23 protein-coding genes are annotated in these 26,003 nt (G+C 45.7%); 11 read left to right on the top strand and 12 right to left on the bottom strand.

The window, feature by feature from the left end; all coding sequences use genetic code 11:
- Positions 1 to 4: 4 nt before the first annotated feature.
- Entirely contained in the window at positions 5 to 2,638 is a 2,634-nt protein-coding gene (locus tag CS948_RS16590; RefSeq protein WP_099294620.1) for a zinc-dependent metalloprotease, read from the top strand.
- 71 nt (positions 2,639 to 2,709) lie between these two features.
- Here CS948_RS16590 and CS948_RS16585 read toward each other — a convergent pair whose 3' ends face one another.
- From CS948_RS16585 to rsfS, 7 genes are all read right to left on the bottom strand, one after another.
- A complete protein-coding gene (locus tag CS948_RS16585) occupies positions 2,710 to 3,396 on the bottom strand; it encodes an RluA family pseudouridine synthase (RefSeq protein ID WP_099294618.1) in 687 nt (228 codons plus the stop codon).
- A gap of 99 nt (positions 3,397 to 3,495) precedes the next feature.
- Positions 3,496 to 4,311 (bottom strand): 3-methyl-2-oxobutanoate hydroxymethyltransferase, encoded by an 816-nt coding sequence (gene panB, locus CS948_RS16580; protein WP_099292871.1) that lies wholly within the window; start codon positions 4,309 to 4,311, stop codon positions 3,496 to 3,498.
- Between the two features lie 31 nt (positions 4,312 to 4,342).
- Positions 4,343 to 5,014 (bottom strand): phosphatidylserine decarboxylase family protein, encoded by a 672-nt coding sequence (locus CS948_RS16575; RefSeq protein WP_099292869.1) that lies wholly within the window; start codon positions 5,012 to 5,014, stop codon positions 4,343 to 4,345.
- A gap of 36 nt (positions 5,015 to 5,050) precedes the next feature.
- Positions 5,051 to 5,869, bottom strand: coding sequence for a phosphatidate cytidylyltransferase (locus CS948_RS16570; protein WP_099292867.1), 819 nt, complete (start codon positions 5,867 to 5,869; stop codon positions 5,051 to 5,053).
- Positions 5,856 to 6,065, bottom strand: a complete 210-nt coding sequence (locus tag CS948_RS16565; RefSeq protein WP_099292865.1) for a putative signal transducing protein — start codon at positions 6,063 to 6,065, stop codon at positions 5,856 to 5,858. The genes CS948_RS16570 and CS948_RS16565 overlap by 14 nt, the downstream gene beginning before the upstream one ends.
- A gap of 56 nt (positions 6,066 to 6,121) precedes the next feature.
- The gene (gene ftsH / locus CS948_RS16560; protein ID WP_099292864.1) at positions 6,122 to 8,095 is read right to left on the bottom strand and encodes an ATP-dependent zinc metalloprotease FtsH; all 1,974 of its coding nucleotides are present in this window, start codon (positions 8,093 to 8,095) and stop codon (positions 6,122 to 6,124) included.
- Positions 8,096 to 8,103: 8 nt separating this feature from the next.
- Positions 8,104 to 8,460, bottom strand: a complete 357-nt coding sequence (gene rsfS / locus CS948_RS16555; protein ID WP_099292863.1) for a ribosome silencing factor — start codon at positions 8,458 to 8,460, stop codon at positions 8,104 to 8,106.
- 268 nt (positions 8,461 to 8,728) lie between these two features.
- Between rsfS and CS948_RS16550 the strand changes: the two genes are divergently transcribed.
- Positions 8,729 to 12,043, top strand: a complete 3,315-nt coding sequence (locus CS948_RS16550) for a hypothetical protein (protein ID WP_099292862.1) — start codon at positions 8,729 to 8,731, stop codon at positions 12,041 to 12,043.
- 108 nt (positions 12,044 to 12,151) lie between these two features.
- Here CS948_RS16550 and CS948_RS16545 read toward each other — a convergent pair whose 3' ends face one another.
- Positions 12,152 to 12,604, bottom strand: coding sequence for a hypothetical protein (locus CS948_RS16545; RefSeq protein WP_099292861.1), 453 nt, complete (start codon positions 12,602 to 12,604; stop codon positions 12,152 to 12,154).
- A gap of 268 nt (positions 12,605 to 12,872) precedes the next feature.
- Here CS948_RS16545 and CS948_RS16540 point away from each other — a divergent pair, with 268 nt between their 5' ends.
- The 5 genes from CS948_RS16540 to miaA all read left to right on the top strand — a co-directional run bounded on the left by CS948_RS16540 (position 12,873) and on the right by miaA (position 16,254).
- A complete protein-coding gene (locus CS948_RS16540; RefSeq protein ID WP_099292855.1) occupies positions 12,873 to 13,964 on the top strand; it encodes an alanine--glyoxylate aminotransferase family protein in 1,092 nt (363 codons plus the stop codon).
- A gap of 14 nt (positions 13,965 to 13,978) precedes the next feature.
- The gene (locus CS948_RS16535; RefSeq protein WP_099292853.1) at positions 13,979 to 14,290 is read left to right on the top strand and encodes a DUF2752 domain-containing protein; all 312 of its coding nucleotides are present in this window, start codon (positions 13,979 to 13,981) and stop codon (positions 14,288 to 14,290) included.
- Positions 14,291 to 14,300: 10 nt separating this feature from the next.
- Positions 14,301 to 14,627, top strand: coding sequence for a CCC motif membrane protein (locus tag CS948_RS16530; protein WP_099292851.1), 327 nt, complete (start codon positions 14,301 to 14,303; stop codon positions 14,625 to 14,627).
- Positions 14,628 to 14,640: 13 nt separating this feature from the next.
- Positions 14,641 to 15,246 (top strand): hypothetical protein, encoded by a 606-nt coding sequence (locus CS948_RS16525; protein WP_099292849.1) that lies wholly within the window; start codon positions 14,641 to 14,643, stop codon positions 15,244 to 15,246.
- Positions 15,247 to 15,351: 105 nt separating this feature from the next.
- Positions 15,352 to 16,254 (top strand): tRNA (adenosine(37)-N6)-dimethylallyltransferase MiaA, encoded by a 903-nt coding sequence (miaA, locus tag CS948_RS16520; protein WP_099292847.1) that lies wholly within the window; start codon positions 15,352 to 15,354, stop codon positions 16,252 to 16,254.
- Between the two features lie 66 nt (positions 16,255 to 16,320).
- Here miaA and CS948_RS16515 read toward each other — a convergent pair whose 3' ends face one another.
- On the bottom strand, positions 16,321 to 17,313 hold the full coding sequence (locus tag CS948_RS16515; protein ID WP_099292845.1) for a DMT family transporter: 993 nt from the start codon (positions 17,311 to 17,313) through the stop codon (positions 16,321 to 16,323).
- Positions 17,314 to 17,418: 105 nt separating this feature from the next.
- Here CS948_RS16515 and CS948_RS16510 point away from each other — a divergent pair, with 105 nt between their 5' ends.
- Both CS948_RS16510 and rd read left to right on the top strand, forming a co-directional pair.
- On the top strand, positions 17,419 to 18,792 hold the full coding sequence (locus CS948_RS16510) for an aldehyde dehydrogenase family protein (protein ID WP_099292843.1): 1,374 nt from the start codon (positions 17,419 to 17,421) through the stop codon (positions 18,790 to 18,792).
- Between the two features lie 49 nt (positions 18,793 to 18,841).
- Entirely contained in the window at positions 18,842 to 19,006 is a 165-nt protein-coding gene (gene rd, locus CS948_RS16505) for a rubredoxin (protein WP_099292841.1), read from the top strand.
- A gap of 221 nt (positions 19,007 to 19,227) precedes the next feature.
- Here rd and CS948_RS16500 read toward each other — a convergent pair whose 3' ends face one another.
- Positions 19,228 to 20,838, bottom strand: coding sequence for a fumarate hydratase (locus tag CS948_RS16500; protein ID WP_099292839.1), 1,611 nt, complete (start codon positions 20,836 to 20,838; stop codon positions 19,228 to 19,230).
- Positions 20,839 to 21,202: 364 nt separating this feature from the next.
- Here CS948_RS16500 and CS948_RS16495 point away from each other — a divergent pair, with 364 nt between their 5' ends.
- Both CS948_RS16495 and CS948_RS16490 read left to right on the top strand, forming a co-directional pair.
- On the top strand, positions 21,203 to 22,468 hold the full coding sequence (locus CS948_RS16495; RefSeq protein ID WP_369689227.1) for a M48 family metallopeptidase: 1,266 nt from the start codon (positions 21,203 to 21,205) through the stop codon (positions 22,466 to 22,468).
- Between the two features lie 12 nt (positions 22,469 to 22,480).
- The gene (locus CS948_RS16490) at positions 22,481 to 23,719 is read left to right on the top strand and encodes a competence/damage-inducible protein A (protein WP_099292835.1); all 1,239 of its coding nucleotides are present in this window, start codon (positions 22,481 to 22,483) and stop codon (positions 23,717 to 23,719) included.
- Positions 23,720 to 23,724: 5 nt separating this feature from the next.
- Here CS948_RS16490 and CS948_RS16485 read toward each other — a convergent pair whose 3' ends face one another.
- Positions 23,725 to 24,807, bottom strand: a complete 1,083-nt coding sequence (locus CS948_RS16485; protein ID WP_099292831.1) for a hypothetical protein — start codon at positions 24,805 to 24,807, stop codon at positions 23,725 to 23,727.
- A gap of 3 nt (positions 24,808 to 24,810) precedes the next feature.
- On the bottom strand, positions 24,811 to 25,926 hold the full coding sequence (locus CS948_RS16480) for an SPFH domain-containing protein (RefSeq protein WP_099292828.1): 1,116 nt from the start codon (positions 25,924 to 25,926) through the stop codon (positions 24,811 to 24,813).
- Positions 25,927 to 26,003 lie beyond the last annotated feature (77 nt).

Below are 26,003 nucleotides of genomic sequence, written 5' to 3'. Positions count from 1 at the left end.
AAGTATGAAAAAATGGATGTTAGTATTGCTGGTAGGGCTTCTGGTGTTACCATGCACGCGGGAAACGTACGCTTCCGGTCGTAAGAAAAAAGGTAAAACGACGGAGGTCAAAGCACCGGAGAAAAAGAGTGCTTATGACAAATTGTTTAAAAAGAAGTCGTGTGAAACCGTGAAGAGTAATTTTATCACGCTTCACAAGGTGGACGGCAAATTGTATTTCGAGATTCCGACGAAGTATCTCGGGCGGGAAATGTTGCTGGCTTCCACGTTGACATCGACGTCCAGTAACGATTTCTGTGACGTGGGATACAAACAGAATGATCCGCTGCATATCAAGTTCACGAAGATCGACAGCACGATCTACCTCAACGAGGTGAATGCTTACGTGACGTCGAACCCGAATGAGCCGTCTTTGCGCAAGGCGATAGATAAGAATTTCATGGATGCAATTCTCTATTCTTACAAGATAGCAGCCTATAATGGTGACAGTACGGCAGTCGTGATTGACGTGACCCCGATGTTTACCACGGATATGAAGGAGTTTGCTTTCCTGCCGACTTCTATCATGGGATTGATTCAAGTGGTGACCAGTTTCAATAAAGACGGGTCAGCCTTGGGAGAAATCAAGGCGTTTGATGATAACCTGACGGTGAAGTCCATGCTGTCCTATAAAATGTCGTTGAAGTTCATGGCTTTCTCGATATTGGACAATATGCCATTGACGGCAACCGTAACCCGTTCGTTACTTTTATTGCCGGAGGAGAAAATGCGTCCTCGTATTTCTGACTCCCGCGTGGGGATATTCGTGACGAGTAAACAACACGTTTCCACGGAGAAAGACGGTATACAAAACTACACGCTTGCCAATCGTTGGCGTTTGGAACCGAAAGATGTTGCCGCTTACAGAAGGGGGGAACTGGTGGAACCGGTGAAACCTATCGTGTTCTATATTGATGATGCTTTCCCGGAATTGTGGAAACAGCCGATCAAGGAAGGTACTTTGCGTTGGAATGCTGCTTTCGAGAAGATCGGTTTCAAGAATGCCGTGCAGGTACGTGATTTCCCGGCTGATGATCCGGAGTTCGATCCGGATAACCTGAAGTACTCCTGTATCCGCTATTTGCCTTCCTCGACCGCTAACGCGATGGGTCCCTCTTGGGTAGACCCGACAACCGGGGAGATTATCAACGCTTCCGTGTTGGTTTACAATGACGTGATTCGTCTGATTAATAACTGGCGTTTCGTGCAGACGGCACAAATCGACCCTTCGGTACGGGCAAAGAAGATGCCGGATAATATCGTGAAGGAGTCTATCGCTTACGTGGTGGCTCACGAGGTGGGACACTGTCTGGGGTTCATGCACAATATGGCGGCATCGGCTTCTTACGCGGTGGATTCTTTGCGTTCCGCTTCTTTCACGAATACTTACGGGACTACGCCTTGTATTATGGATTACGCCCGTTTCAATTACGTGGCGCAACCGGGTGACAAGGGAGTGCGTCTGACTCCGCCCGACTTGGGAATTTACGATTATTTCCTCGTGAAGTGGAGTTATCAGCCTTTATTGGATGCCGGGAACGAGTGGGACGAGCAAGAAATCTTGGAAGGTTGGGTGGACGAGAAAGCAGGAGATCCCCGTTATCGTTACGGTAGGCAGCAGATCTATTCCCGCTATGACCCGAGTGCCATTGAGGAAGATTTGGGTGACGACCCGATGAAAGCCGGAGAATACGGTATCAAGAACTTGAAATATATTCTTGCCAACATGAATGATTGGGTAACCGACGATACCGATTTCACTCATCGCGAACAATTGTACAAGCAAATCGCGAATCAATATTACCGTTATCTTATGAACGTGATGTACAACGTGGGAGGGATTTACTTGACGGAAGTGAAAGACGGTACGCGAGGACAACGTCACGTGTCCGTGCCGAAGAACGTGCAAAAGGCTTCGCTGGCATGGATATTGAAGGAGTTCAAATCTGCCGATTGGCTAAATAACAAGGAGTTGACGAAGAATTTCAGCATGGCTGTCGATATGACGCCCGTGTTGCAAAAGAGGCTTCTGGATCAGTTGGAACGCCTGACCGGAAATATACTTTTGTCCGCTCATTTGTCATCGAATCCTTACACGGTGCAGGAATACTTGACAGATTTGTATAACGAGGCTTTCGACAGCACGATCAAGGGACGGAAATTGACGGAAGGTGACAAGATGTTGCAACGTTTTATCGTGGATGTATCCAGCAGTGCGTTTAAAGATGCCGGAGGCGGTGCATTACGGATGTTGACGGATGCGGCTTATGTGCCTTCGGTGGAGGAGATTGCCGCTTACGGGTTGGATGAAAGCGGGTTTATTCACAAGTATATAGATCAATTCCGTCAGTTGGAAGAAGAACACGGGGTTGGCTACGTGGCACGGCAAATGACTCTGAACGAGTTCGGCTACGGTTATGGTTTCCAAAGGCGGGTTACGGTCGGTGAGATTGATAATTCACAGACCTACATACAGGATATGGCGTTGAAAGCACAGCGTTTGTTGTCTTCTAAAGTTGCCGGGGCAACGGGCGACACGAAAGTGCATTATCAATCCATGTTGATGAAGTTGAATAAAGCATTGAAGGATAGTAAATAACCCTAAGTTTGTACTACTGGATGATGGAGCGAGGCTGTCTGGAATTACCCGGCAGCCTTGTCTTTTTTTAATTACTTCAAGTTCTCGTAAAAGAAGCGCCACAACGTGTCGTTCAATGGCGGGGGAGCGGTGACGGTCACCATCTCCTGCTTCACCGGGTGCATGAACGTGATGGAACGGGCATGAAGGCTGATACCTCCTCCCTCGTTGGAACGGGGGAAACCGTATTTCAAGTCGCCTTTGATGGGGCATCCGATCTTTGCCAATTGGCAACGGATCTGGTGATGACGTCCCGTGCACAGCTTCACTTCCAACAGGTAATAACGTTGTCCGGCTCCCAGCAGGGTATATTCCAGAATAGCTTCTTTCGCTCCACTCTTGGGTTTGTTGTAAGCGTATGATTTATTCTTCTCGGGATCACGCGTCAGGTAGTGAGTCAATCGGGCATGGTCTTCGTCGGGAAGATTCCCCACGATAGCCCAATAGATTTTGGTGATTTCCTGATCGTGTTCTTGAAACATCTTGTTCAGACGAACCAATGCTTTGCTGGTTTTGGCGAATAATACGACACCGCTCACCGGGCGATCCACGCGGTGGGGAATACCCAAGTACACATCACCGGGCTTGTTGTATTTCTCCTTGATGTAGGCTTTTACCCGTTCGCTTAGCGGCTCATCACCCGTTTTATCTTCCTGCACGATATCCGATACCCGCTTGTTCACGGCTATGATGTGATTGTCTTCGTATAAAATCTCCAAATCCCTCATGTTTATTTATGATTTACGATTTATGATTTATGATTCACGGTTTGTGATTGATGATTTCAATCTAAAATCGTCAATCATAAATCTAAAATTCTAATATTGTTCTCTCTCGTTCGGGAAGTTGCGGCTCTTCACGTCGTTGATGTAGTTGCTGACAGCTCCCGTCATTTCCGCGTACAAGTTGTGATAGCGGCGCAGGAACCGGGGTGAAAATTCCTGATTGATTCCCAGCATGTCGTGAATCACGAGTACCTGACCGTCCACGCCGCCGCCGGCACCGATACCGATAATGGGTATGCTTACTTCTTGTGCCACTTGTGCGGCTAGTTTTGCCGGAATCTTCTCCAGAACGATGCCGAAGCAACCGGCTTCTTCCAAAGCGTGGGCGTCTTCGATTAGTTTCTTGGCTTCTTCCTCTTCCTGTGCTCGTACAACGTAAGTACCGAATTTATGGATACTCTGCGGGGTAAGCCCGAGGTGTCCCATGACAGGGATTCCGGCAGAGAGAATGCGTGAAACCGATTCGAGGATTTCTTTTCCACCTTCCAGTTTCACGGCGTCGGCGCTTGTTTCTTTCATGATGCGGATAGCCGAGCAAAGGGCTTCCTTGCTGTTCCCTTGGTAACTGCCGAAAGGCAAATCCACGACAACCAAGGCGCGTTCCACGCCCCGAACCACGGAAGCACCGTGATATATCATCTGGTCGAGCGTGATCGGCAGGGTGGTTTCGTGTCCTGCCATAACGTTGGACGCGGAGTCACCCACGAGTATAACATCTATTCCGGCATTGTCGATAATCTTTGCCATGGAATAGTCATAAGCGGTAAGCATACTTATTTTTTCACCCTTTAGTTTCATTTCCGACAACACGTGGGTGGTTACTCTTTTTACTTTCTTTTGAACAGACATAGTACTGATTTTTTACGAGCCGGTGAACGGATCACTTGGACTCAGGTTCTTTAAATGTTCCGATAAGTGTTTGTGAACCGGTCACTTTTTGTCCCAGCTTCACGTCTATTTTAGTCCCTAGCGGCAAGTATAGGTCAACACGGGAACCGAATTTGATGAATCCGGCGTGTTCGTCTTGACGTGCTTCTCCGCCCACGGGAGCGTAAGATACGATACGTTTTGCCATAGCCCCGGCGATTTGGCGCATGACGATGTCCCGCCCGTCACGGGCTTCTATGGCGATAGTGGTTCTTTCATTCTCCGTGGAGGACTTGGGCAGGTAGGCTGCCATGTATCTTCCTTGATGGTATTTGAAATATTTGATGATTCCGTTGATAGGGAACCAATTGATGTGTACGTTAAAGATATTCATGAATATGGATACCTGTATACATTGTTTTTTCAAGTACTCCGGTTCGTATGTTTCCTCTATAACCACGATTTTCCCGTCAGCAGGGGCGAGGATAGTGATATCGTCCGGCGCGATGTGCCTGTTCGGGAAACGGAAAAAGTTTACCATCAGGAGGTAGCAGATAGCACTGACAACGAGCACAGCCCTGAAAACAATGATACCGGGAGAGAAAACGTAGACAAGTACGTTGATAATGGCGATAATTACAAATGCTTTAATTAACAGTGAATGACCTGCTTTATGTATCTTCATATTCTTTTCGTTACGTTATTAAAACAGCGGGCAAAGTTAATACATGAATTCCATATATACAAAAATAGCGGGGATTGTAAATATGACAGCGTCGAATCTGTCGAGGATTCCCCCGTGCCCGGGCAGAATATTGCCGGAGTCCTTGATTTCAATACTACGTTTGAACATGGATTCCAGTAAGTCGCCGTAAATGGCGAATACCACCACGATGCAGGAGATGACTGCCGTGTCGAAAACGCGGTATCCCTCGATATACGGAGCCACGCACAGCCCGACAATAATGGTCATCAGCCCGCCGCCGATGGCTCCTTCCCAAGATTTCTTCGGGGATATCCGGGGAAAAAGTTTATGCTTGCCGAGTAAAGAACCGGAAAGGTAGGCAAACGTGTCGTTTACCCACACGAGCAGGAAGGGGAAAAAGATGATTTCCGGCATCCATTGTCCCGAGTTTGACATGTAAGGCAAGTATATCAATAAGGTAAAAGGCAGGCTGATGTACAGGAGGGCATAATAGGAGAACGCGATGTTCTGGAATCCGTTTCCCTTTTTGCGATAGAGCTCGCGGATAGCCATAATAAATGTCAGTATGAAGAAATAGAGGTAACCGTCTTTGTAACCGATGTAGTTATGCAGGAATCCCGCGGTGAATAGCACGCTTCCGCACACGATACAGAAAAAGAGGTTGACGTGGATGTTCATGTGTCGTGCCATACGGCCGAACTCAAGAAGTCCCAGAATGTTGATGATAAAGAACAGTACGTAAAAACAAATGGGGTGTATGAAAATACACCCTGTTAGTACCACGACAAACAGCAATCCGCTGATTGCCCTTTTTAAGAAATTACTCACGATCATTGTATGCTTTTATAACTTGCTCGGCTTTTTCCCGGTCTTCTTTGTTTACCATGACGTTGATATCGCCGAATGTTTTGTAAGAAGAATCCCGTTGATTCAGAACTACGGCAGGGATTCCCGAGTCGGTTAACACTTCCTTGATTCGTTCAGCGACGAATTCTTCGGTTGTCGAGAAAACAGATACCCAATTTTCCATAACTTTCGTTTTTTAGTTTATACTGTTTTTATCCTGTCGGGAATAGCCCTTCGTTCTTATAATTCTTCGGGTTGAATGGTTTCCCCGTCTTCTGTCCAAGGACGTTTCCCGAGTATTCTTTCCAGATCATCGCTGAAGATTACCTCTCTCTCGATCAAGAGTTCGGCAACTTGGCGGTGCTGGTCTCTATGTTCACTCAATAGTTGTTTTGCCCGTTCGTATGCGGCTGAAACCATCGCTTTCACTTCTTCGTCGATAATCTCCGCCGTTTTTTCCGAGTAAGGTTTCGTGAAGTTGAAATCACTTTGTCCGGTGGAATCGTAATAACTCAACATTCCCACTTTATCGCTCATACCGTAGATGGATACCATGGCATAGGCCTGTTTCGTGGCACGTTCCAAGTCGTTCTGCGCACCCGTGGATATTTCGCCGAAGACAATTTCTTCCGCGGCACGTCCGCCCAACACGGAAACCATTTGGTCGAGTAATTGGTCTTTCGTGGTGATCTGGCGTTCTTGCGGCAGATACCACGCCGCACCCAAGGCTTTGCCTCGCGGTACGATAGTCACTTTCAACAGCGGGTGAGCGTGTCGGAGCAACCACGATACGGTAGCGTGTCCCGCCTCGTGATAAGCGATGGTTTTTCTCTCGCCCGGTTTGATTACCTTGCTCCGGTTCTCGAGTCCTCCCACGATACGGTCGATGGCATCGAGAAAGTCTTGTTTTTCCACTGCCGATTTGTTTTTACGGGCGGCGATCAGTGCTGCCTCGTTCGCCACGTTGGCAATATCCGCACCCGAGAACCCGGGTGTTTGTTTCGCGAGGAAGCTGTAATCGATATCCTCTGCAAGTTTCAACGGTTTCAAGTGTACCTTGAAAATATCTTCCCGGTCTTTCAATTCGGGGAGATCCACGTATATCTGACGGTCGAAACGTCCGGCACGCAATAACGCGCTGTCCAGAATATCCGCCCGGTTGGTGGCAGCCAGAATGATAACGCCCGAATTGGTTTCGAAGCCGTCCATTTCAGTCAACAACTGGTTCAACGTGTTCTCGCGTTCGTCGTTGGAACCCATGTTCGGGTTTTTGCCCCGGGCGCGACCGATGGCGTCGATCTCGTCGATGAATATGATACACGGGGCTTTCGATTTCGCTTGCTTGAACAAGTCGCGTACGCGGGATGCCCCGACCCCGACGAACATTTCCACGAAGTCCGATCCCGACATGGAGAAGAACGGTACGTTGGCTTCTCCCGCCATCGCCTTTGCCATTAAGGTTTTTCCCGTTCCCGGGGGACCCACGAGTAAGGCTCCCTTGGGTATTTTACCTCCCAGCTTCGTGTATTTATCCGGTGATTTGAGGAATGACACGATTTCTTCCACCTCTTGTTTCGCCTCGGCTAATCCTGCCACGTCTTTGAACGTGATCTTGATATTGGATTCCTTGTCAAACAGTTTGGCGTTGGATTTTCCCACGTTGAAGATACCGCCGCCACCGCCGCCGCCGGCGTTTTTACTCATCCGGCGCATGAAGAATACCCAAATACCTACAAATAGAGCCAAGGGCAGGATGATGGATATGATGTCTGCCCACCAGTTGTACTCGTCGCCGTAATCGACATGTATGTCTGCGGTTTCCGGGTATTCCTTTTGTGCTTCTTCCAGATTCTTTTCGAATTGCTCCAATGTCCCGAAAGGTACGTAGTATTGTGGTCCCGTACTTTTTTGATTAAATCCCTTGGAAACTAATTTATCGTGAGTTTCTATCTTCTCCGGTTTCAGGAAGATATTTGCCTTTCCCCCGTTGCGGACGATAAGAATTTCTTTCACCTCGTCCTTGGCGAGAATATTGGTTTTAAATTCCTGCCACGAGATACGTTCCGGGTTTGTCGGCATACTGAAAAATTGGTAGCCTATAAGAATGGCGGCAATAATAATATAGGTCCAGTAGCCGCCGAATCTCTGGTTCCTGTTGTTCTTCCTCCCGACCGGGGGAAAATCAAAGTTATCGTGTTTGTTGTTTTCTGCCATATCGTGTATTAATTTTCTTCTATTCTGGTTATTTCTGCATCCACCCAAAAGTCTTCGAGTTGATAATAATCTCTTTGTTCTTTTTGAAATATATGTACGACCACGTTTCCATAGTCCAGAACTACCCATTGTGCTTGTTGCTCCCCTTCCACGTGTAACGGTTTTTCCCCCGTGTATTCGTTGACTTCATCGTGAACGTAATCCGACAAGCTCGCCACGTGCGTGTTGGAAGTTCCGTGACATATTACGAAAAAACTACAGAAACAGTTTTCGATTCTTCTTAAATCAATCTTTACTATATCGACACCCTTGTTCTTATTTAATGTTTCAATTACTTGTTCAACTATTTTCTCTGCTCCACTCATTCTCTATAACTAATTTCTAATTTAAAGTACAAATATACATTTAATATTTAATCCCTTTACAAAAAGCGTACCTATTTTCCCGTTGTTTGTTATTATGACGAATTGTCAGTGGAATAGGTTTGGATTTTTAGAGACAATTCTTACAAATTCGATAATTGTTGATTTTTTTATTTTTCAAGCTATATTATTTTAAGAGAAATTTTTGAATATGAATTATTTGTTTAAATTTGCAAAAGAGGTTTTATCGTTTATTTAAATATCAATGACCATGAACTTCCAGAATATAAGAATCATTACTTCTCATACTTTTAAGATTTTGATGAGAAATCGGTTGTTGCAATTTCTTTTCCTTTTTATATGGATTTGCATCGTGTATGTACAGGTTTTGAATCAAAGTATGGATACTTATAACGCGAGGTATCTAGATTCTTTTTATCCTTATATGAATGCTTTCCTGTTCACGCTTTTTCAAACTTTGCCACTTGTTGTGGTTGCAAGTGTTTTTTTGAATAGAAAACAGAGAATTGATACGATAGAGACCACGTATTATCATTCGGAAAGCAACGCGGAATACGTGTGGAGTTCTTTTTTGGGCTTCCTGTCCTTTTTTGGATTGGCTGCAGTAATATCTTTATTGCTAGGAGTACTCGTCCGTACTTCCAGTAGTCATTTTTTCTTTAGTTTGTTGCTGAACTGCTTTTATTTGTTGACATTGGTCGTACCTTCTGCTGTTTTTATGATAGGTTTTTCTTTTTTTATTAGTAGTTGGGTGAAAAATCAATTATTATGCAAATCAATACTTCTAGGTTACGTGTGTCTGACGTTTTATGTCGGGGACGTGTATAAAGGAATTTTTGATTTCTGGGGGGTGACTTTACCGGGTGCTTTCTCTGATTTTGTAGGGCATCCGGATCCGGGAAGATATTTATTGCAACGAGCAGGATGGTTGTGCTTGGGATTAGCTTTCGTGCAGTTAGCGGTGTTCCGTTTTGAACGTATCCCGAATAACCCCAAGAGGTTTAGAGCGAGAAATATCGCGTGTGTTTTTTTTATATTAGGAGTGATATTCATGCTTTCTTTTTTGAGAGCTAATTATATTGACCATGTTTCCCGGCAGAAATATATTGAAACCTATGGCAGGTACGCGGCTTCTCTTAAAGGAACTCTCGTGTCACAAATTATCCGGTACGCTCAACAGGGCGGTAAAATGAGCGTGAATAGTGAATTTCTGGTACGCAATCAATCCGATTCGGACATTCCGGAGTTGCTTCTTTATTTGAATCCGGGGTTACATGTGACTTCATTGACAAGTGGTAATGAAGTATTATCGTTTGAACGAGAAAACCAAGTGGTTCGGGTAAAACATTCTTTGCTTCAAGGAGATTCGTTGCGGGTTTATATGACGTATGAGGGGCAAATAGACGAGAATGTGTGTTATCCGGATATTTCTTTTCATGAAATTACCGAAACGGGCAAAAAGGCTCATTTAGCCTGTCGTTACGGTAAACGATATGCTTTTTTAGAGAAAGATTTTACTTTGTTAATTCCGGAAGTCTTATGGTATCCTGTGACTGTTCCTTCTGTAAATCCTCACTCGCGATTTGAGGTTTCTAAGAATTTCTCGCGTTATACTTTGCGGGTCGAGAATCCGGGGGAAAAGACAGTGATCTCGCAAGGAGAAAGAAGTGGCGTGGGAAAAGATATTATTTTTAAAAACGAGATCCCTTTACCGGGAATTTCTTTATGCATGGGAAATTACATGACTAAACGAGTGGAGATTGATTCAACGGTCTATGAATTAAATATTTTGCAGTCACATAAATCGTTGCTTTACTCTCTATGGAATCGTAAAAAGGTTTCACCTTTTGATATGATCTCTTGGGTGAGAAACAAGGCAGAACTTACCATGGGGAAAAGTTACCCGTACTTGCGTTTCATGCTGGTGGAAACACCTATCAGTTTTACTTCCTATTTCCGGAACGAACGGGGAGGAAGTGGTTTCGTTCAGCCGGAATTATTGTTTTTCCCGGAAAATGGGATCGGGCGAAACGGGTCGTTGGAATCAATGTTTGATATGAAGGGCTTTTTTAATTCTCTTTTTTTCAAGGAAGAGGATTACGTGGCATTGTTTTCTTGGAATCAATTATTCGGGTTGGATCGTTTGAGGGGGGGGCTTCGTGAGCTTCCGATGGAAGATGTATCTAATAATTATTATATCGGATCCTTGTTTTATAACCAGTTGGGTTCGATAATCTCGTCTGATTATGCCTGTATGGATGCAGTGATAAATTTGATTTTGCAAGATAATAGTCCAACAAGGAAGGACGGATGGAAAAAATTCAATTCTAAAGTAGAAGAAGAGGCTATTTATTACTTGAAGGAGCATAGCCTGAAAGATGCGTTCGAGGATGAATCTTTACGTTTTGAGGCGTTGAACGTGTTGATGGCACTAAAGGGACGGGAACTTATAGGATTACTTGATGCCAGGGGGGCTGTCGTGGATAGTGTTGTTGCTTTTCTCGTGGGTTTTCAAGATAAGTATAAATTTAAAGAGGTCGATTTTAACGTGCTGGAGCATGAGTTTAAGGAGCGATTTGGGGTGAGCTGGAACAGTTTATTGAAACCGTGGTACGAGAAAAAAGGGGTACCCAGATATTACATAAGAAGTTGGGAAAGTTTGCGTGTAGAAACTTCCGATGGGGATAAATGGCGGAGAAAGTTTGCAATCTTTAATGATAGTGATGTCGATGGTGTCGTGTATGTAAAGACTTTACGGTCGGTAATTGGAAATGCTGCTTTTTTTGGACCAGTAGATGATAGGTCTGGAGCGAAAGATAAAATCACGTATAAATCTTATGAGGTGAAGGCAAATTCTGGCATTGAAGTCGTGGCGCATGAAGAGGATAATATAAATCTTAAGATACTCTTGCTTGTGAACATTGCTTCTAATTTACCAAGAGAAGTTTCTTTGGGTGTTTATAACGTTTACTGTGCAGATACTTTGCAATATGTTTATGCTATCGGGAAAGATTATTTCATGCCGGATTCCAATGAAATAATTGTGGATAACGAGGATGCTGGTTTCAAGATCGTGCAGTCTGCTTCTCGGGTACGATTAGGGGATTATCTTCACGAGAAGTCGTTGAAACCATGGGAAAAGTATGCGAATTTCGAGGGCTTTTTTGGGATAAATGTTACAGATAAGTGGAAATCGTTTTTTACGTATAACGGTTATGGTGATGTTGTTAAAAGTTATTTATTTAAACGTGCGGGAGGAGGGAAGAGTTGTTTGGAATGGAGTGTTAGACTCCATAAGGAAGGAAAATATGAGATATTTGTTTATATAACTCCTGATGTTATTCGTGATTTGAGTGAACCTCAGAATCAATATTATACGTTGGTAAATGAAGAGAATGAATATTCATTACAACTAATAAATATGCGAAGGAATGGTGGATGGTATTCTTTGGGAGTTTTTCATTTAGAGTCAGGAATAAGTAAAGTAATCCTTTCAGACAAAGGAATTAAGGAACAAACAATTGTTGGGGATGCCGTGAAATGGGTTTTTAAAGGGGAAAAATGAAAGATTAAGCTTTCGGGGAAAGAAGGTATGAAAAAGTCGCTCTGGAAATATAAAAAAGAAACTGAATTATTCCAGTTTCTTTTTTATGTTGAAAGGTATAAATCTAAATTATTCATAGATGTTAAATGAGCAACTACCTCCTGCTATATACGTATAATTTTCATTCATAAATTTAACTGTAAATGTACCAGAGATAAAGGGAGCTGAAGGTAAAATTTCAATAGGTAATTGTACATAAAGGACATCTCCTGATTCAAGGGGTAGTTCACAGTTGTGCAAGTAATATTTTCCCTCATAAGGGAGTGGAACTTCTACTGTAACTCCCATAATGGTTGTTTCAATTATTATTTTAAATGTTGAAATGTTACACGGTGCTGTTGCACAAAAATACATAAGTGTTGTTTCGCCTTTGGTGAAGTTGATCGGTTGTGTTTCATTTCCCTCTACAACCCATGAAACAAACGGGGGATAATCAAATATGGAATTAAAATTGATTGCGAACGAAATACTGCACGTCATAATAATAATAACAGCCACGATTAATTGTTTTACTCTTTTCATGATGATTTTGTTTTAAGTTAGTTATACCTTGTAAAGGTATGAATAAAATTGATAAGTGTTATTTATGTCTTTGTTTATCTAGTTATTTTATATTGATGTCTGTAAGAAGAATGATAAGTTGTTAATTTTTTTATTCACGGGTAGTGTTTTTAACAATTCTTATTTGTAGTTTTGCAAACCAGTGCGCCGATTTTGTCGTTTACCGAACCATGAAATAAGGGGGCGGGATTGGATTGTAACGTGAAACATTATAAACTTGTAGAAAAGAATGGAAAAGTATCTGATACCGTTAGTTCCGGGGCCTGTAGCTGTCCCGCAAGAGATTTTGAAAGTTGCTGCCCGGAACTTCGGGTCCGCGGATTGTGAGCCGGAATACGCGGCTTTATACCGGGAAACGGAGGGTTTGTTGCAGAAGATGATGAAAACCCGCGAACGGGTAGTGATTCAGACGGGCGAGGGGATGTTGGTTTTGTGGACGGCTTTGAAAAGTACGTTAAAGCCGGGAGATAGGGTGTTGGTGCTTTCTACCGGATTGTTTGGCGAAGGGTTCGGTGATATGGCAAAAGCGATCGGGTGCGAGGTAATGACGTTGGATTTCGGGTATGACCGGACCTTCCATGATTTTGATGCTATAGAAAAGGCTATCGTGGAGTTCAAGCCGAAAATGATCACGATGGTACAGAATGAAACCCCGAGCGGGACGACAAATCCCGTTCAGGAGATTGGGGATTTGAAAGTGAAACACGGGGTACCGTTGTTATGCGTGGATATTGTTTCCGGCTTGGGTGGTACTCCTGTCGATGTAGATGCTTGGCACGTGGATCTGGCTTTGGGCGGTTCGCAGAAATGTTTGTCTGCCCCGGCAAATATGTCTTTCCTTTCCGTGAGCGAGGATGCGTGGAACATCGTGAAAGAGGTGAATTACGCGGGTTACGAGGCTTTGTTGCCTTTCCTGACTGCCCCGGAAACGGGATATTTCCCTTACACTCCTTACTGGCAGGGGACGGCTCAGTTGCATAAGGCTTGTGAATTGATATTCGAGGAGGGCTTGGATAGTTGCATTGCCCGTCACGAGAAAGTCGCCGCTTATTGCCGGGAACGGATTAAGGATATGGGGTTAAAGCTGTATCCTGCCGAAGATGCCGTGTGTTCCCCGACCGTGACGGCTGTTTACGTGCCCGAACACATGACTTGGGAACGTTTGGATTCCGAGTTGAGAGTACAAGGTATGGTTGTCGGCGGAAATTACGGTAAATTGGCGGGGAAGGTATTCCGTATCGGTCACATGGGATCGCAGGCGAATATCAACCTGATCAAGGAAGCGATGGATATTTTGGAAACCGTGGTTCACGATATTTAATTCCGGCGGGATGAATGGTGATATTCACGCGAGAGCTCATTAATTGGCTGGAAGCGCACCAGTTGCCTTGTCTGGTGAAGGAATCTATCGGTATCGAATGTCCCGGTTGCGGGTTTCAGACAGCGGTTTTTATGTTGTTAAGGGGAGAGATTGTCAATTCCGTGAAAACTTACCCGGGATTAATCCCCTTGATCGTGTTTCTGGTCCTTGTGGCAGGGCGTATCGCGGGAATAAAAAAAATATCGCCCGGCATATTAAAAATTACGGGTTTTGTTTGTTTGATAATAATTTTAATTTCATATTTGCTTAAATTAATAACCCACTAAAACGACAACGATGGAGATTATTGAAACGAAGAAAAAAGACCTCCCGAATGCAACGGCAGTGTTGGTATTGGGAATATTGTCACTGGTATTTTGCTGGTGCTACGGTTTCGTTGGATTGGTGTTGGGGATTCTCGCCGTGGCGATGGCTTCGTCGCCTCGCAAGGCTTATTTGGAGAACCCGGACGAGTACACGGAGGCATCTTATAAAAACGTGAGTGCCGGGCGTGTTTGCGGGATCATCGGGATTTGTGTCGCGTTGGCGGTAGTCGCTTTCGTTATCCTCGTTATACTGGGTGTTACGGCACTGGGTGTCGGTTCGGCGTTGATGCTAGGTTAAAATTAAATAACATATGGATTACAGATTTGAAATCAGTTTACCGACTAGTTCGGATTTTAGGTGTGAAATCGCGGTTGGAGGAGAACAGACATTCCAACAGTTTCACGATAAAATTGTTGAGACGTTAAATTACGACAGTTCTCAAATGGCTTCTTTCTTCACGTTAGACCGGATGGGGAACCGGGTGAAAGAAATCGCTTTGATGGATATGGCCGTGGATGACGAGGAGAGTGAAAACCTCGTTATGGACAGCACGAAGATCAGCGATATCATTAAGCCGGGATGCCTCGAACTGGAATACGTGTACGATTTCTTTTCCAACAAGTATTATAAGGTGGAATATGCCGGGGAATATATCCGCGATTCGTCGGACGTGATGCCGGTTTGTATTGCTTGCGAGGGAGATATCCCGGAACAATTCTCGTATGACGAGAGCAATGCTAACTGGGAATTTGACAAGCCCGAGGAAGAATATGACGGCGATTACGACGACAGTTTCATGGAGGAATTCGGGAATGACAGTTATGACGACGACGATCGTCAGGATCGTGACGGTGATGATGATTACTATAGGGATTCCCGTTACGAGAGTTTGGATGATTATATTGATAGACTTTAGTAATTTTAGATTTAAAGATTTTAGATTTAAGATTGATTTTCTAAAATCATAAATTTGAAATTATAATCGTAAATCATAAATCGTAAATCTAAAATCATTAAATGGATGAAGACATTGCTGGTATTGTTAGGACCGACGGGGGTGGGGAAGACAGACTTGAGTATAGAGTTGGCGAGGCATTACCGGACGTCGGTGATTTCTTGTGATTCCCGACAGATTTATAAAGAAATGAATATAGGAACTGCCGTACCGGAGCGAGAGCAACTGGCGGCAGTTCCTCATTTTTTTATTCAGACCGTATCCGTGCGGGATTATTTTAATTGTTGGGAATTTGAGCAGCAGGCTTTACGTAAGATACGGGAGCTTTTCGAGGAGAGGGATGTCGTGGTTATGGCGGGCGGGTCGGTGATGTATATTGATGCGGTGTGCAAAGGGGTTGACGAGATGCCTACTATTGACGACGAGGTGCGGGCGTCGGTGAAAGAGATGTTCGAACGGGACGGGATAGAAGCCTCGCGTCTGTTACTAAAGAAGTTGGACCCGGAGTGGTACGCGCGAGTGGATCTGAAGAACGGTAAACGGGTTATGCACGCGTTGGAAGTTTGCCTGATGACGGGAAAGCCGTATTCTTCTTTTTTGATGCGCACCGTGAAAGAGCGGGAATTTAATATCGTGAAGATCGGACTGAACCGGGAACGGGAAGAATTGTTCGACCGTATCAACCGACGCGTGGATATCATGGTTGAATCGGGTATGGAGGAAGAAGCGCGAGCCCTTTACCCGTTGCGGCATTTGAATGCGTTGAACACCGTGGGATACAAGGAATGGTTTGATTATTTTGACGGGAAGTTTGACCGGGAAGAGGCTATCCGTCTGATAAAGCGTAATACCCGCCGTTACGCCAAAAAGCAACTTACATGGTATCGTAATGACTCGGACATCCATTGGTTCCATCCCTCCCAAAAAGAGGAAATCCGCTCCATTTTAAATTCCTTAATTTTAGATTAAGTGATTGAATTACCCTTTCTTGTAAGGGAATCCATTTTCAATTTTCCATTTTCAATTTTCAATTATTTAGTCCGTCATGTATTGTTTCGGCTCCAGTTGCTTGGTGCGTCGGGGCGGCATGAGTAGGATAAGGAACGAACCTAAAATGATAACGCACCCGAGAATATAATCCTTTATATCCAAATCGGGTTTTAAATTGATAGCGTAAACCGCGACAAGCGATTCGAGCCCGTAGGTCAACATGGGTTGGAATGCCCGGAAAGTCATAAAGGTTTCTGCCGTGGCGGTTTGCAGGGTGGCGTAATACAGGTAGGTTGACAGGGAAGTTAGCATGAATCCCGTGAGGCACGCCGACACGATGGTCGTGGGGTGAAGGATATCTTCAATTCGGGGCAAATAGAACCACGAGGGATGGCTGTCGAAGAATCCCGGGGCGAAAATATGTTCCCCGATGGCGATGACGGTAAGTGCCGACATCACGATAATACCACCCCAGAACATGGTGAACCCGGAAATACCGCATTTCTGGCGGGTGGTTGTGTTGGGACTCGCGATAGTTGTTTTCTCGACCACGATAGCGCGGGTGCAACTGGCTATAATAACCGCGGACATGAGTACGCTGACTCGTAATTGTATGGCTTCCGGTAGCGATTGTATGAATAACACGATGCCCACCATGATGACGATCATACCGAAAATATTACTCGCGTGGGGGCGGCGTTTAAAGAAAATGTAAGCGAAAATCGTGGTCACCACTATTTCCCCGTTTATCAATAAACTCGTTTCCGTGCTGGTGATATACAGGTAAACGGCGGCAAGGAAAAAGTTACGGCATATTTGAAGTATCGTGTACAGCCACGAGTATTTTACACCCGAACGCCAACCTTCACGGGTGACGGGTTTTCGGATGAGCAACAGTGCCACTCCTGCCGAGAATATCTGTAACGTGGCGAACACGAGGATGTTCGCTTCCAAGTACACGATGCAGAAGCGGGTAATAACGCTGATTATTGCCCATGTGATAATAGATAACAACGCGTATAGGGCACCTATTTTCATGCTTGGTTATTTTAATTTGGTTCGGATATAACGATATGTTCGGGTGAAAAGTTTTTTATTAAAATAAAATATATCTTTGTTTTGCTAAATATAACAGAACCGGTAATGACAGAATCGAATACGCGGCACGGGTACGCGGAATCCCTCCAAGTGTTTTACAGGCAGGGAATTACTCGTGATATTTCATGGCGATTGGCGAAATTGAGAGAATTGAAAAAAGCTATTCTTTCACGAGTGGAGAGTATAAACAAGGCTTTGTGGGAGGATCTGAGGAAGTCCGAGGGCGAGGCATACCTGACAGAGATCGGGGTGGTCATCGGCGAGATAGATTATCACGTGAAGCATTTGAGGCGCTGGGCGAGAGGAAAGCGGGTGCCCACCTCGTTACCTTTTTTGCCTTCTCGTAGTCGGATCGTGTACGAACCTTACGGGGTGGTGCTTATTATAGCTCCTTGGAATTACCCGTTCCAGTTAATTATGGCACCTTTGATCGGGGCTATTTCGGCGGGGAATTGTGCCGTGTTGAAGCCTTCTCCTTTTGCCCCGGCGACGACAAAGGTGCTCGGGGAGATTGTTGCTGCGGTGTTTGATCCCGGTCATGTGGCTATGTTCGAGGGGGACGGGGAAATGGTCAATCGCTTGCTGGAGAAGCGGTTCGATTATATCTTTTTCACGGGAGGACCTCGTTTCGGGAGGCAGGTCATGGAGGCGGCTTCCCGGCATCTGACGCCCGTGACGCTGGAATTGGGGGGTAAAAGTCCCTGTATCGTGGATCGGGACGCGAATCTGGAGATCGCGGCTCGGCGTGTTGCTTGGGGGAAGTTCCTGAACGCGGGACAGACTTGCGTGGCTCCGGATTATGTTCTTATTCCGGCAGAGCATGAAGCGGCTTTCGTGGAGGCTGTGAAACGCGCGATACAACTTTTCTACGGGGAGAATCCCGCGGAGAGCCCGAATTACACGAGAATTATTCATCAGGAAGGAACGAAACGTCTGATGAAGTTGATGCATTCCTCCGGGCAAGTGGTTGTGGGGGGAGAGGTCGATGTTGAAGATAAATATATCGCGCCGACCGTGTTGACGGGTGTGGAGCCGGATAGTCCGATCATGCGGGAAGAGATTTTCGGACCGGTTTTGCCGATTTTGAATTACAAGGAGTTGGATGAGGCGATAGATTTCGTGAATAAACGAGAAAAGCCTTTGGCGTTGTATTATTTCGGACCTTCGGCGTCGGCAGAAAAAGTGTTGAAACACACTACTTCTGGCGGAGCTTGTATCAACGATACAATTATTCATGTGGGTAATTTTCATTTACCTTTCGGGGGTGTCGGAACGAGCGGGATGGGCAAGTATCACGGGAAGGCAAGTTTTGAATTGTTCAGTAATTTGAAATCTGTTGTAATTTCTCCCACCTTTATTGATAACCATTTTCGTTATGCCCCGTATAAGCATTTGAAATTGATTAAAAAATTTATGTGATGTCTGATAAGAATTATTATATTTGTTGAAATTTAAAAACAATAGCGCTATGAAAAAGTACATTTGCACAGTTTGCAGTTATATTTATGATCCCGCGGAGGGTGATCCGGACGGGGGTATTGCACCCGGAACCGCTTTTGAAGATATTCCGGAAGATTGGGTTTGCCCGCTTTGCGGCGTCGGTAAAGAAGACTTCGAACCGGTAGAGGAATAAAAATTAAAAAGAAGACCGGCTAACTTTTGAGAAACATCTCATTTCAGTTAGCCGGTCTTTTTTTATGTATGCGCTATCTTTATTTCACCCTTATCCCATCTTAAAAATACTGCTTTTACATACCATTGACATAGCATGGACGCTCGTGTACGTCCATGCTACGTTCATGCTACGTCTATGCTACGTTCATGAGGTAGTGTATAGGTAGCCTAAGGGTAATTTTAATGTGCCCACTCGGCGAAGAAGTCGTTTCCTTTGTCATCGACGATGATGAAGGCGGGGAAGTTTTCAACCCGGATTTTCCGGATAGCTTCCATTCCTAATTCTTCGAAAGCGACGATTTCAACCGATTTGATACTTTCCTTGGCAAGGATCGCGGCAGGTCCGCCGATGGAACCGAGATAGAATCCGCCATGTTTCTTGCAGGCGTCGGTAACGGCTTGTGAACGGTTACCTTTGGCAACCATAATCATGGAGCCGCCGTGGTCTTGGAACAAGTCAACGTACGGGTCCATACGTCCGGCTGTCGTGGGACCGAAGCTCCCGGATGCCATACCTTTGGGTGTCTTGGCGGGACCGGCGTAATAGATCGGGTGTTTCTTGAAATATTCCGGCATGGGTTTGCCCGCGTCGAGCATCGCTTTGATTTGGGCGTGCGCGATATCGCGTGCCACGATCAGGGTTCCCGACAGGTTCAAACGAGTTTTTACCGGGTATTGGCTTAATATCTTCAGTACTTCCTCCATGGGTTGATCCAAATCTATATCCACGGCAGGGGCTAGAGCCGGATTCTCGGCGGGCAGGAAACGCGCGGGATTCTTCTCGAGTTGTTCGAGGAAGATTCCGTCTTCGGTGATCTTCGCCTTGATGTTGCGGTCGGCACTACAACTGACACCGATTCCCACGGGGCAGGATGCGGCATGACGCGGCATACGGATTACCCGTACATCATGTACCCAGTATTTGCCGCCGAATTGTGCCCCGATACCCATATCTTGGCAAATTTTCTGTATTTTGGCTTCCCATTCCAGATCGCGGAATGCCTGACCGCCCTCGTTTCCCTCGGTAGGCAGGTTGTCGTAATATCCCGCGGATGCTTTCTTCACGGTCGCCAAGCAGGTTTCGGCAGAAGTTCCGCCGATGACCACGGCCAGGTGGTAAGGAGGACAAGCGGAAGTACCCAAGTCTTTCACCTTTTCCTTGATGAACTTAGTCAACGCTTCCTCGGTCAGAAGGGCTTTGGTCTGTTGATAGAGGAAAGTCTTGTTGGCAGAACCGCCTCCTTTGGTGATAAACAGGAACTCGTATTTATTGCCTTGTGTGGCGTACAGGTCGATTTGCGCAGGAAGGTTCGTTCCGCTGTTTTTCTCGTTGAACATGGTGTAAGGTACTACCTGTGAGTAACGCAGGTTGCGATCGCGGTAGGTTTCATACACCCCTTTGCTGATTGCCTCGGCGTCGTTGAATCCGGTCCACACGTTTTCACCTTTCTTGCCGATAGCGATGGCGGTACCCGTGTCCTGACAGGTGGGGAGTTCTCCCTCGGCGGACACGACTTGATTCATTAACATGGTGTGGGCGACAAATTTATCGTTGTCACTGGCTTCCGGGTCTTGCAGGATATTGGCTAATTTCTGCAAGTGAGAAGCGCGAAGATAGAAAGATACGTCGGCGTACGCTTCCCGGGCAAGTAATTCAAGCCCCTCTTTTTCAATCTTCAGTATTTTACGTCCTTCGACTTCTATTGTCTTCACGTAATCCTTTGTTAATAAACGATATTCCGTGTCATCTTTCTGTATCGGAAATGGTTCTTGATACTTGAATTCTGCCATAATCTGTATTGTTTTTGTGTTTATATTCTATTGTTCCATAACGGAAAAATTTCTTTAATTTGTCGCAACGAAATTAGAATTAATAAATGAGAAACGCAAATTATATTTACACGGGGCAAAAGCGTCAAAACGCTTTTGCCCGGTTCATAAAGTTGAGCTTTCAGCTCCTAAAGTTTATAAAGTTCATAAAGTAACGGGCGTCCTTCGGACAAGGTTTACCGGCAGCTATGCTGCCGTGGACAAAGCGCCCGCTAGGGTCCATAAACCTTATAAACTTTATAAACTTTTGACTAAAAGGGCAAGTTGCAGGTTATGAAATTTGTTGTATCTTTGTTCAAGAATTTAAACTTGTAACTTGCCGCTTGTGGCAAATGTAACCTGTAACTTTACCGGAGGTAAAATGATATTTATTGTTATTGTTGTTTTCCTGTGTCTGGATTTTATCCTTGAACGGGTGCTGGAACATTTGAATTTTAAGCATATGTCGCCCGTGTTACCCGAGAGTCTGAAGGGTATCTATGACGAGAGGGAATACGGGCGTTTCCAGTCGTACAAGCGGGAAAACGGACGGTTGGACAGTTGGAGTTCCGGGTTCGGCTTTGCCGTGATGATGATTTTTCTTCTGGCGGGCGGTTTCGGGTGGTACAATGATTGGGTGGTGTCCGTGACCGATAGTGCCGTGTGGCAGACGCTTCTTTTCGTGGTCGGGTTGTCTTTGGCTTCATCCGTGCTGGATATCCCTTTCGACTATTACGCTACCTTTCATATTGAAGAAAAATACGGGTTCAATAAAACCACGAGGAAGATTTTCTGGCTCGATGCCGTGAAGGAATTACTGGTTTCTCTTGTCATGGGAGGCGTGTTGCTGGCGCTTGTCGTGTGGTTCTACACGTGGGCGGGCGCTTCTTTCTGGTTGTACGCGTGGGGAGTCGTGATCGTGTTTTCGCTTTTCATGGGGATGTTTTATTCCCAGTTGATAGTGCCTCTGTTTAATAAACAGACTCCTTTGCCAGAGGGGTGTTTGCGGGATAAGATTCAGGCGTTTGCCGGGAAGGTGGGATTCAAGTTGGATAATATATACGTGATCGACGGCTCGAAACGTTCGACAAAGGCTAACGCTTATTTCACGGGACTGGGACCCAAGAAACGGGTGGTGTTGTACGACACGTTGATTGACGATTTGACGGAAGAGGAGATCGTTGCCGTGCTGGCGCACGAGATCGGGCATTACAAGAAACGGCACACGTTACAGTCCATGGGACTTTCGATAGTGCAAACGGGTATTATACTCTGGCTGTTTTCCCTGTGTGTCAACAATGCGGCATTGTCCGGGGCGTTAGGAGGCGATAAGGCATATTTCCAGTTGGGATTGATGGCTTTCGCTATACTTTATTCTCCGGTTAACTTGATTTTGAGTATCGGCATGAACGTGTGGTCACGGAAGAACGAGTACGAGGCGGATGCTTTCGCCGGGACTCATTACGAGGGGGAGTATCTCGTGTCGGGATTGAAGAAAATATCGGTGAAGTCTTTGAGCAATCTGACGCCTCACCCGCTGTACGAGTATATTCATTATTCTCATCCTTCTTTATTGAAACGGATTAAGGCAATTAAACGTATTCACGAATAAAAATGTAAATCCATGAAAGCGATCATTATTACAATCGGTGATGAAATCCTGTTAGGACAGATACTGGATACCAATTCACAATATATTTCGAAACAATTGACTCGCCTCGGGGCGGAAGTGATTGATATTTTATCTATTGCCGACGATCGGGAGGAGATATGCCATTGGGTGGATTACGCCATGAAGCGGGCGGAGCTGGTTATCGTGACCGGTGGGCTCGGACCGACGAAAGATGACGTGACGAAGAAGGTGTTGGCGGATTATTTCAATACCCGCTTGGTGATGAACGAGGAGGTGTTGAAGTGGATCGAGAAGTTGTTGGAGAACGGGGGAATGAGTATGAATGAGGCGAATCGCGGTCAGGCTCTTCAACCCGAATCGGCAAAGATTCTGTTCAATCGCAAGGGGACGGCTTCCGGCATGTGGTTCGAACGGGACGGGAAAGTATTGGTTTCTTTGCCGGGCGTGCCTTTCGAGATGGAGGATTTGATGATGCAAAGTGTGGTTCCGGGATTGCAACACTTGTTCCCGCACCTGCAACTGGATTACAGGATGCTGAAGGTGTACGATATCCCGGAGTCGGAATTGGCTATCCGATTGAGTCAATGGGAAGAAACGCTTCCCGAGGGATTCAGTCTGGCTTATCTGCCTTCCCCGGGATTTGTTATGTTGCGATTGACGGCGAAAGGAAAGCAGGTGTATAATTTGGATACCCGTTTCGACGGGTTGAAAGAAACACTGGAGGGATTGCATTACACGGAAGGAGAGAACGGGGGGACGGAGCGGGAATTGGGAGAGTTACTGTTGATGAAAGGAAGGACGATCGCTACCGCCGAGAGTTGCACGGGTGGGAATATTGCCGCCCAATTGACTTCCATTGCCGGGGCTTCGGCTTATTTCAGGGGAAGCGTGGTCGCTTATGCTAATGACGTGAAGGAACGGGTGCTTGGTGTGAGCCGGGAGGATCTGGAACAATTCGGTGCCGTTAGCGAACCCGTGGTGCGACAAATGGCAGAAGGTGTACGCCGCCTGATTGGAACCGACTACGGGGTGTCCACGTCCGGCATTGCGGGACCCACGGGTGGTACGCCGGAGAAACCGATCGGTACGGTCTGGATCGGTGTTGCCGGACCGGGAAGGACGGTCGCCCGTAAGTTCACCTTTTCTTTTACGCGGGAAAGGAATATCGGCAAAGCTACCGTGAAAGCGATAGAGTTGGTTATTGAAGAAATTCGCGGTGGAAATAGATAATTTGCTTACCGGTTGTAGTATATTATTCCCCCGATTAGCAAAAGTCCCAAGAGGATTGTGAACACGATTTTCAGGGTACTGTAGGGGCGATCCCCCGTGACTTCTCCCGTTCTTCCGTTCACGAAGAAGTGGTATACTTTTTTGCCATACAAGTAAGACGACATGTAAACAGGCAGTAATATCAATTTGAATTTGATGTTGTCGTACCGTGTGTTTTTTGATAAAATCCGCTGTTTGTCGCCACCGATGTCCCGTCGGATGGCAGAGTCTATTTGTGTTGCCATTTTGCCTTGGGCAATCTCGAATCCTTGGGTGAGGTTGATGATGTATTTTTCCGTGATGAACCCGCTTAGGAAACGGTTGTCCATTTCCACGAGGTTTTCCGTGTCCCAGTCTTCGATTTTTGCCACGGTTCCCGAGGCGATTAATTTGGACGCCGGAACCATTACATCGTCGAAAAAGAGGGATATGTTTCCGTCGCGGTAACTCCACGCCGTGCGGATTACCGTGCGTCGGTTTTTGCCTGTTCCTACCGAGGTCGTGTAGGTAACACCCCGTTGTCCCGTGTATTGGGTTTCCGTTTGCGCGTCGTATGTCCAACAAGGGATATACACGCCTTGCATTTTTTCGGAGCAACGGGCTTGTTGTTTCAAGTTACCGGGTGCGAACCATAATTTCCGTAACCATTTGTGGAGGCAGTCGTCAATTTCTTTACCGGAGATTTGGAATGGTAGCAGGTAGGATGGTTTGAACAGTCGTTCATAATGTGCGTCGGCTTCAATCAAGGGAGTACCGCAGTAGGGGCACTCCATGGATTTCATGTTTTCGTCGAATGTCGATTCGGCGCCACATTTCCGGCATTTGATGATGTTTGTGTTGTGCGTGTTGAGTTCTTCAACGTGTCGGATGTGTTGCATGTAGTCCAGTTCGTTGATATTGACCACCACTTTCGTTTGGATTGGGGTGTCCGACCCGCAATATTCACAATGCAGGAATGTTGTTCCCGGTTTGTATTTTAGCACGGCTCCGCAACATTCACACGGGAATGTGTCACCGATCGTCCGGTTGTCCTCGGTTTCTTCCGTCATACTTTATTTCTGTTTTGGAAGCGGCGGGGGTGTTGTTGTCCATAAACTTTGTAAGTCAGCTTGCTCTCCGGCCGGAACCCACTCCGGTAATCCGTTTTTCCATACCAGAGAATCCCGGTTCAGAACTTGTTGCTTTACCAGTTCGAGTAATTGCGCGAGGTTATAGGGACCGGACTGTTGACCGTTGATGGCGACGTAGTACAGTGTTTCTCCCGGTAATGGCGGGGGAGTGGCAGGGGTATTCTGCCCGTTTTGTCTGTCCGACGGGTTCATCATGTTTTGAGTCATCTGTTGAGCCATTGCTATACCCGCTCCCAGACCGACGCCCATTCCGGCTGTGCCCGACGGATTCTCCGCGGCAGCTTCCATGGCTTTGGCGGCTTTTAGTTTAGTCAATTTATCCAAGTCGATTTTTTCCAGACGGCTGAGTTCGAATATCTCTTTTTTCACATCTTCGGGCATGGAGATGTTTTCAATCAGGAATTTTGTTACTTCCATGCCGTAGGCGGCAAAGTCACTTTGCATGTAACCGAAGATGGCTTCCGATAATTCGTTCAAGTTGGAAGCGTAATTCTCGATCGGTAAATTTGACTCTCCCGTGGCATCGGAGAAACGGGTGACGATGATACTCTTCAATTGTTCGCTGATATGCCGGGTGGTAAACGATTGGTTTGTGCCCACGATCTCCCGGATAAAAACGGGAGCATCGGTAATCTTGAACGAGTATATTCCGAATGCCCGTATTTCAACCATCCCGAATCGATTATCGCTTAGGATAATGGCGTTTTTTGTTCCCCATTTCTGGTCCAAGAAGTTTTTCGTGCTCACGAAGTAAACTTCAGCCTTGAACGGACTGTTGAAACCGTATTTCCAGCCCTTCAACGTGCTTAATATCGGGAGGTTCTCGGTGTTAAGGGTATAAGTTCCCGGGGTGAATATATCCGCTACTTGTCCCTCGTTGACAAAAACAGCCGTTTGTCCTTCCCGGACGATAAGTTTAGCGTTGTTTTTTATCTCGTTGCCATGTCTTTCGAAACGGTACACGATGGTGTCTTGGGTGTTGTCCAAGAATTCGATGATGTCAATAAACTCGCCTCTAAGTTTACTAAATAGCCCCATGTGTTTTATCTTTAGTGTTATTTTAATTTCACGTCAAAAGTATATTTTTTTGTGCAATGTTGTCGATTTGCTTTCTG

Origin of the sequence: Butyricimonas sp. Marseille-P3923 (assembly GCF_900184685.1) — a bacterium.
GTDB classification, from domain to species: domain Bacteria; phylum Bacteroidota; class Bacteroidia; order Bacteroidales; family Marinifilaceae; genus Butyricimonas; species Butyricimonas muris.
This window is presented reverse-complemented; position numbering and strand designations above follow the sequence as displayed.

Bases quoted from the DNA above. Each gene is read 5' to 3' on its own strand.
- CS948_RS16590 (WP_099294620.1), top strand. From the start codon at position 5: ATGAAAAAATGGATGTTAGTATTGCTGGTAGGGCTTCTGGTGTTACCA.
- panB (WP_099292871.1), bottom strand. From the start codon at position 4,311: ATGTCTGTTCAAAAGAAAGTAAAAAGAGTAACCACCCACGTGTTGTCG.
- CS948_RS16575 (WP_099292869.1), bottom strand. From the start codon at position 5,014: ATGAAGATACATAAAGCAGGTCATTCACTGTTAATTAAAGCATTTGTA.
- CS948_RS16570 (WP_099292867.1), bottom strand. From the start codon at position 5,869: ATGATCGTGAGTAATTTCTTAAAAAGGGCAATCAGCGGATTGCTGTTT.
- CS948_RS16565 (WP_099292865.1), bottom strand. From the start codon at position 6,065: ATGGAAAATTGGGTATCTGTTTTCTCGACAACCGAAGAATTCGTCGCT.
- ftsH (WP_099292864.1), bottom strand. From the start codon at position 8,095: ATGGCAGAAAACAACAAACACGATAACTTTGATTTTCCCCCGGTCGGG.
- rsfS (WP_099292863.1), bottom strand. From the start codon at position 8,460: ATGAGTGGAGCAGAGAAAATAGTTGAACAAGTAATTGAAACATTAAAT.
- CS948_RS16550 (WP_099292862.1), top strand. From the start codon at position 8,729: ATGAACTTCCAGAATATAAGAATCATTACTTCTCATACTTTTAAGATT.
- CS948_RS16545 (WP_099292861.1), bottom strand. From the start codon at position 12,604: ATGAAAAGAGTAAAACAATTAATCGTGGCTGTTATTATTATTATGACG.
- CS948_RS16540 (WP_099292855.1), top strand. From the start codon at position 12,873: ATGGAAAAGTATCTGATACCGTTAGTTCCGGGGCCTGTAGCTGTCCCG.
- CS948_RS16535 (WP_099292853.1), top strand. From the start codon at position 13,979: ATGGTGATATTCACGCGAGAGCTCATTAATTGGCTGGAAGCGCACCAG.
- CS948_RS16530 (WP_099292851.1), top strand. From the start codon at position 14,301: ATGGAGATTATTGAAACGAAGAAAAAAGACCTCCCGAATGCAACGGCA.
- CS948_RS16525 (WP_099292849.1), top strand. From the start codon at position 14,641: ATGGATTACAGATTTGAAATCAGTTTACCGACTAGTTCGGATTTTAGG.
- miaA (WP_099292847.1), top strand. From the start codon at position 15,352: ATGAAGACATTGCTGGTATTGTTAGGACCGACGGGGGTGGGGAAGACA.
- CS948_RS16515 (WP_099292845.1), bottom strand. From the start codon at position 17,313: ATGAAAATAGGTGCCCTATACGCGTTGTTATCTATTATCACATGGGCA.
- CS948_RS16510 (WP_099292843.1), top strand. From the start codon at position 17,419: ATGACAGAATCGAATACGCGGCACGGGTACGCGGAATCCCTCCAAGTG.
- rd (WP_099292841.1), top strand. From the start codon at position 18,842: ATGAAAAAGTACATTTGCACAGTTTGCAGTTATATTTATGATCCCGCG.
- CS948_RS16500 (WP_099292839.1), bottom strand. From the start codon at position 20,838: ATGGCAGAATTCAAGTATCAAGAACCATTTCCGATACAGAAAGATGAC.
- CS948_RS16490 (WP_099292835.1), top strand. From the start codon at position 22,481: ATGAAAGCGATCATTATTACAATCGGTGATGAAATCCTGTTAGGACAG.
- CS948_RS16485 (WP_099292831.1), bottom strand. From the start codon at position 24,807: ATGACGGAAGAAACCGAGGACAACCGGACGATCGGTGACACATTCCCG.
- CS948_RS16480 (WP_099292828.1), bottom strand. From the start codon at position 25,926: ATGGGGCTATTTAGTAAACTTAGAGGCGAGTTTATTGACATCATCGAA.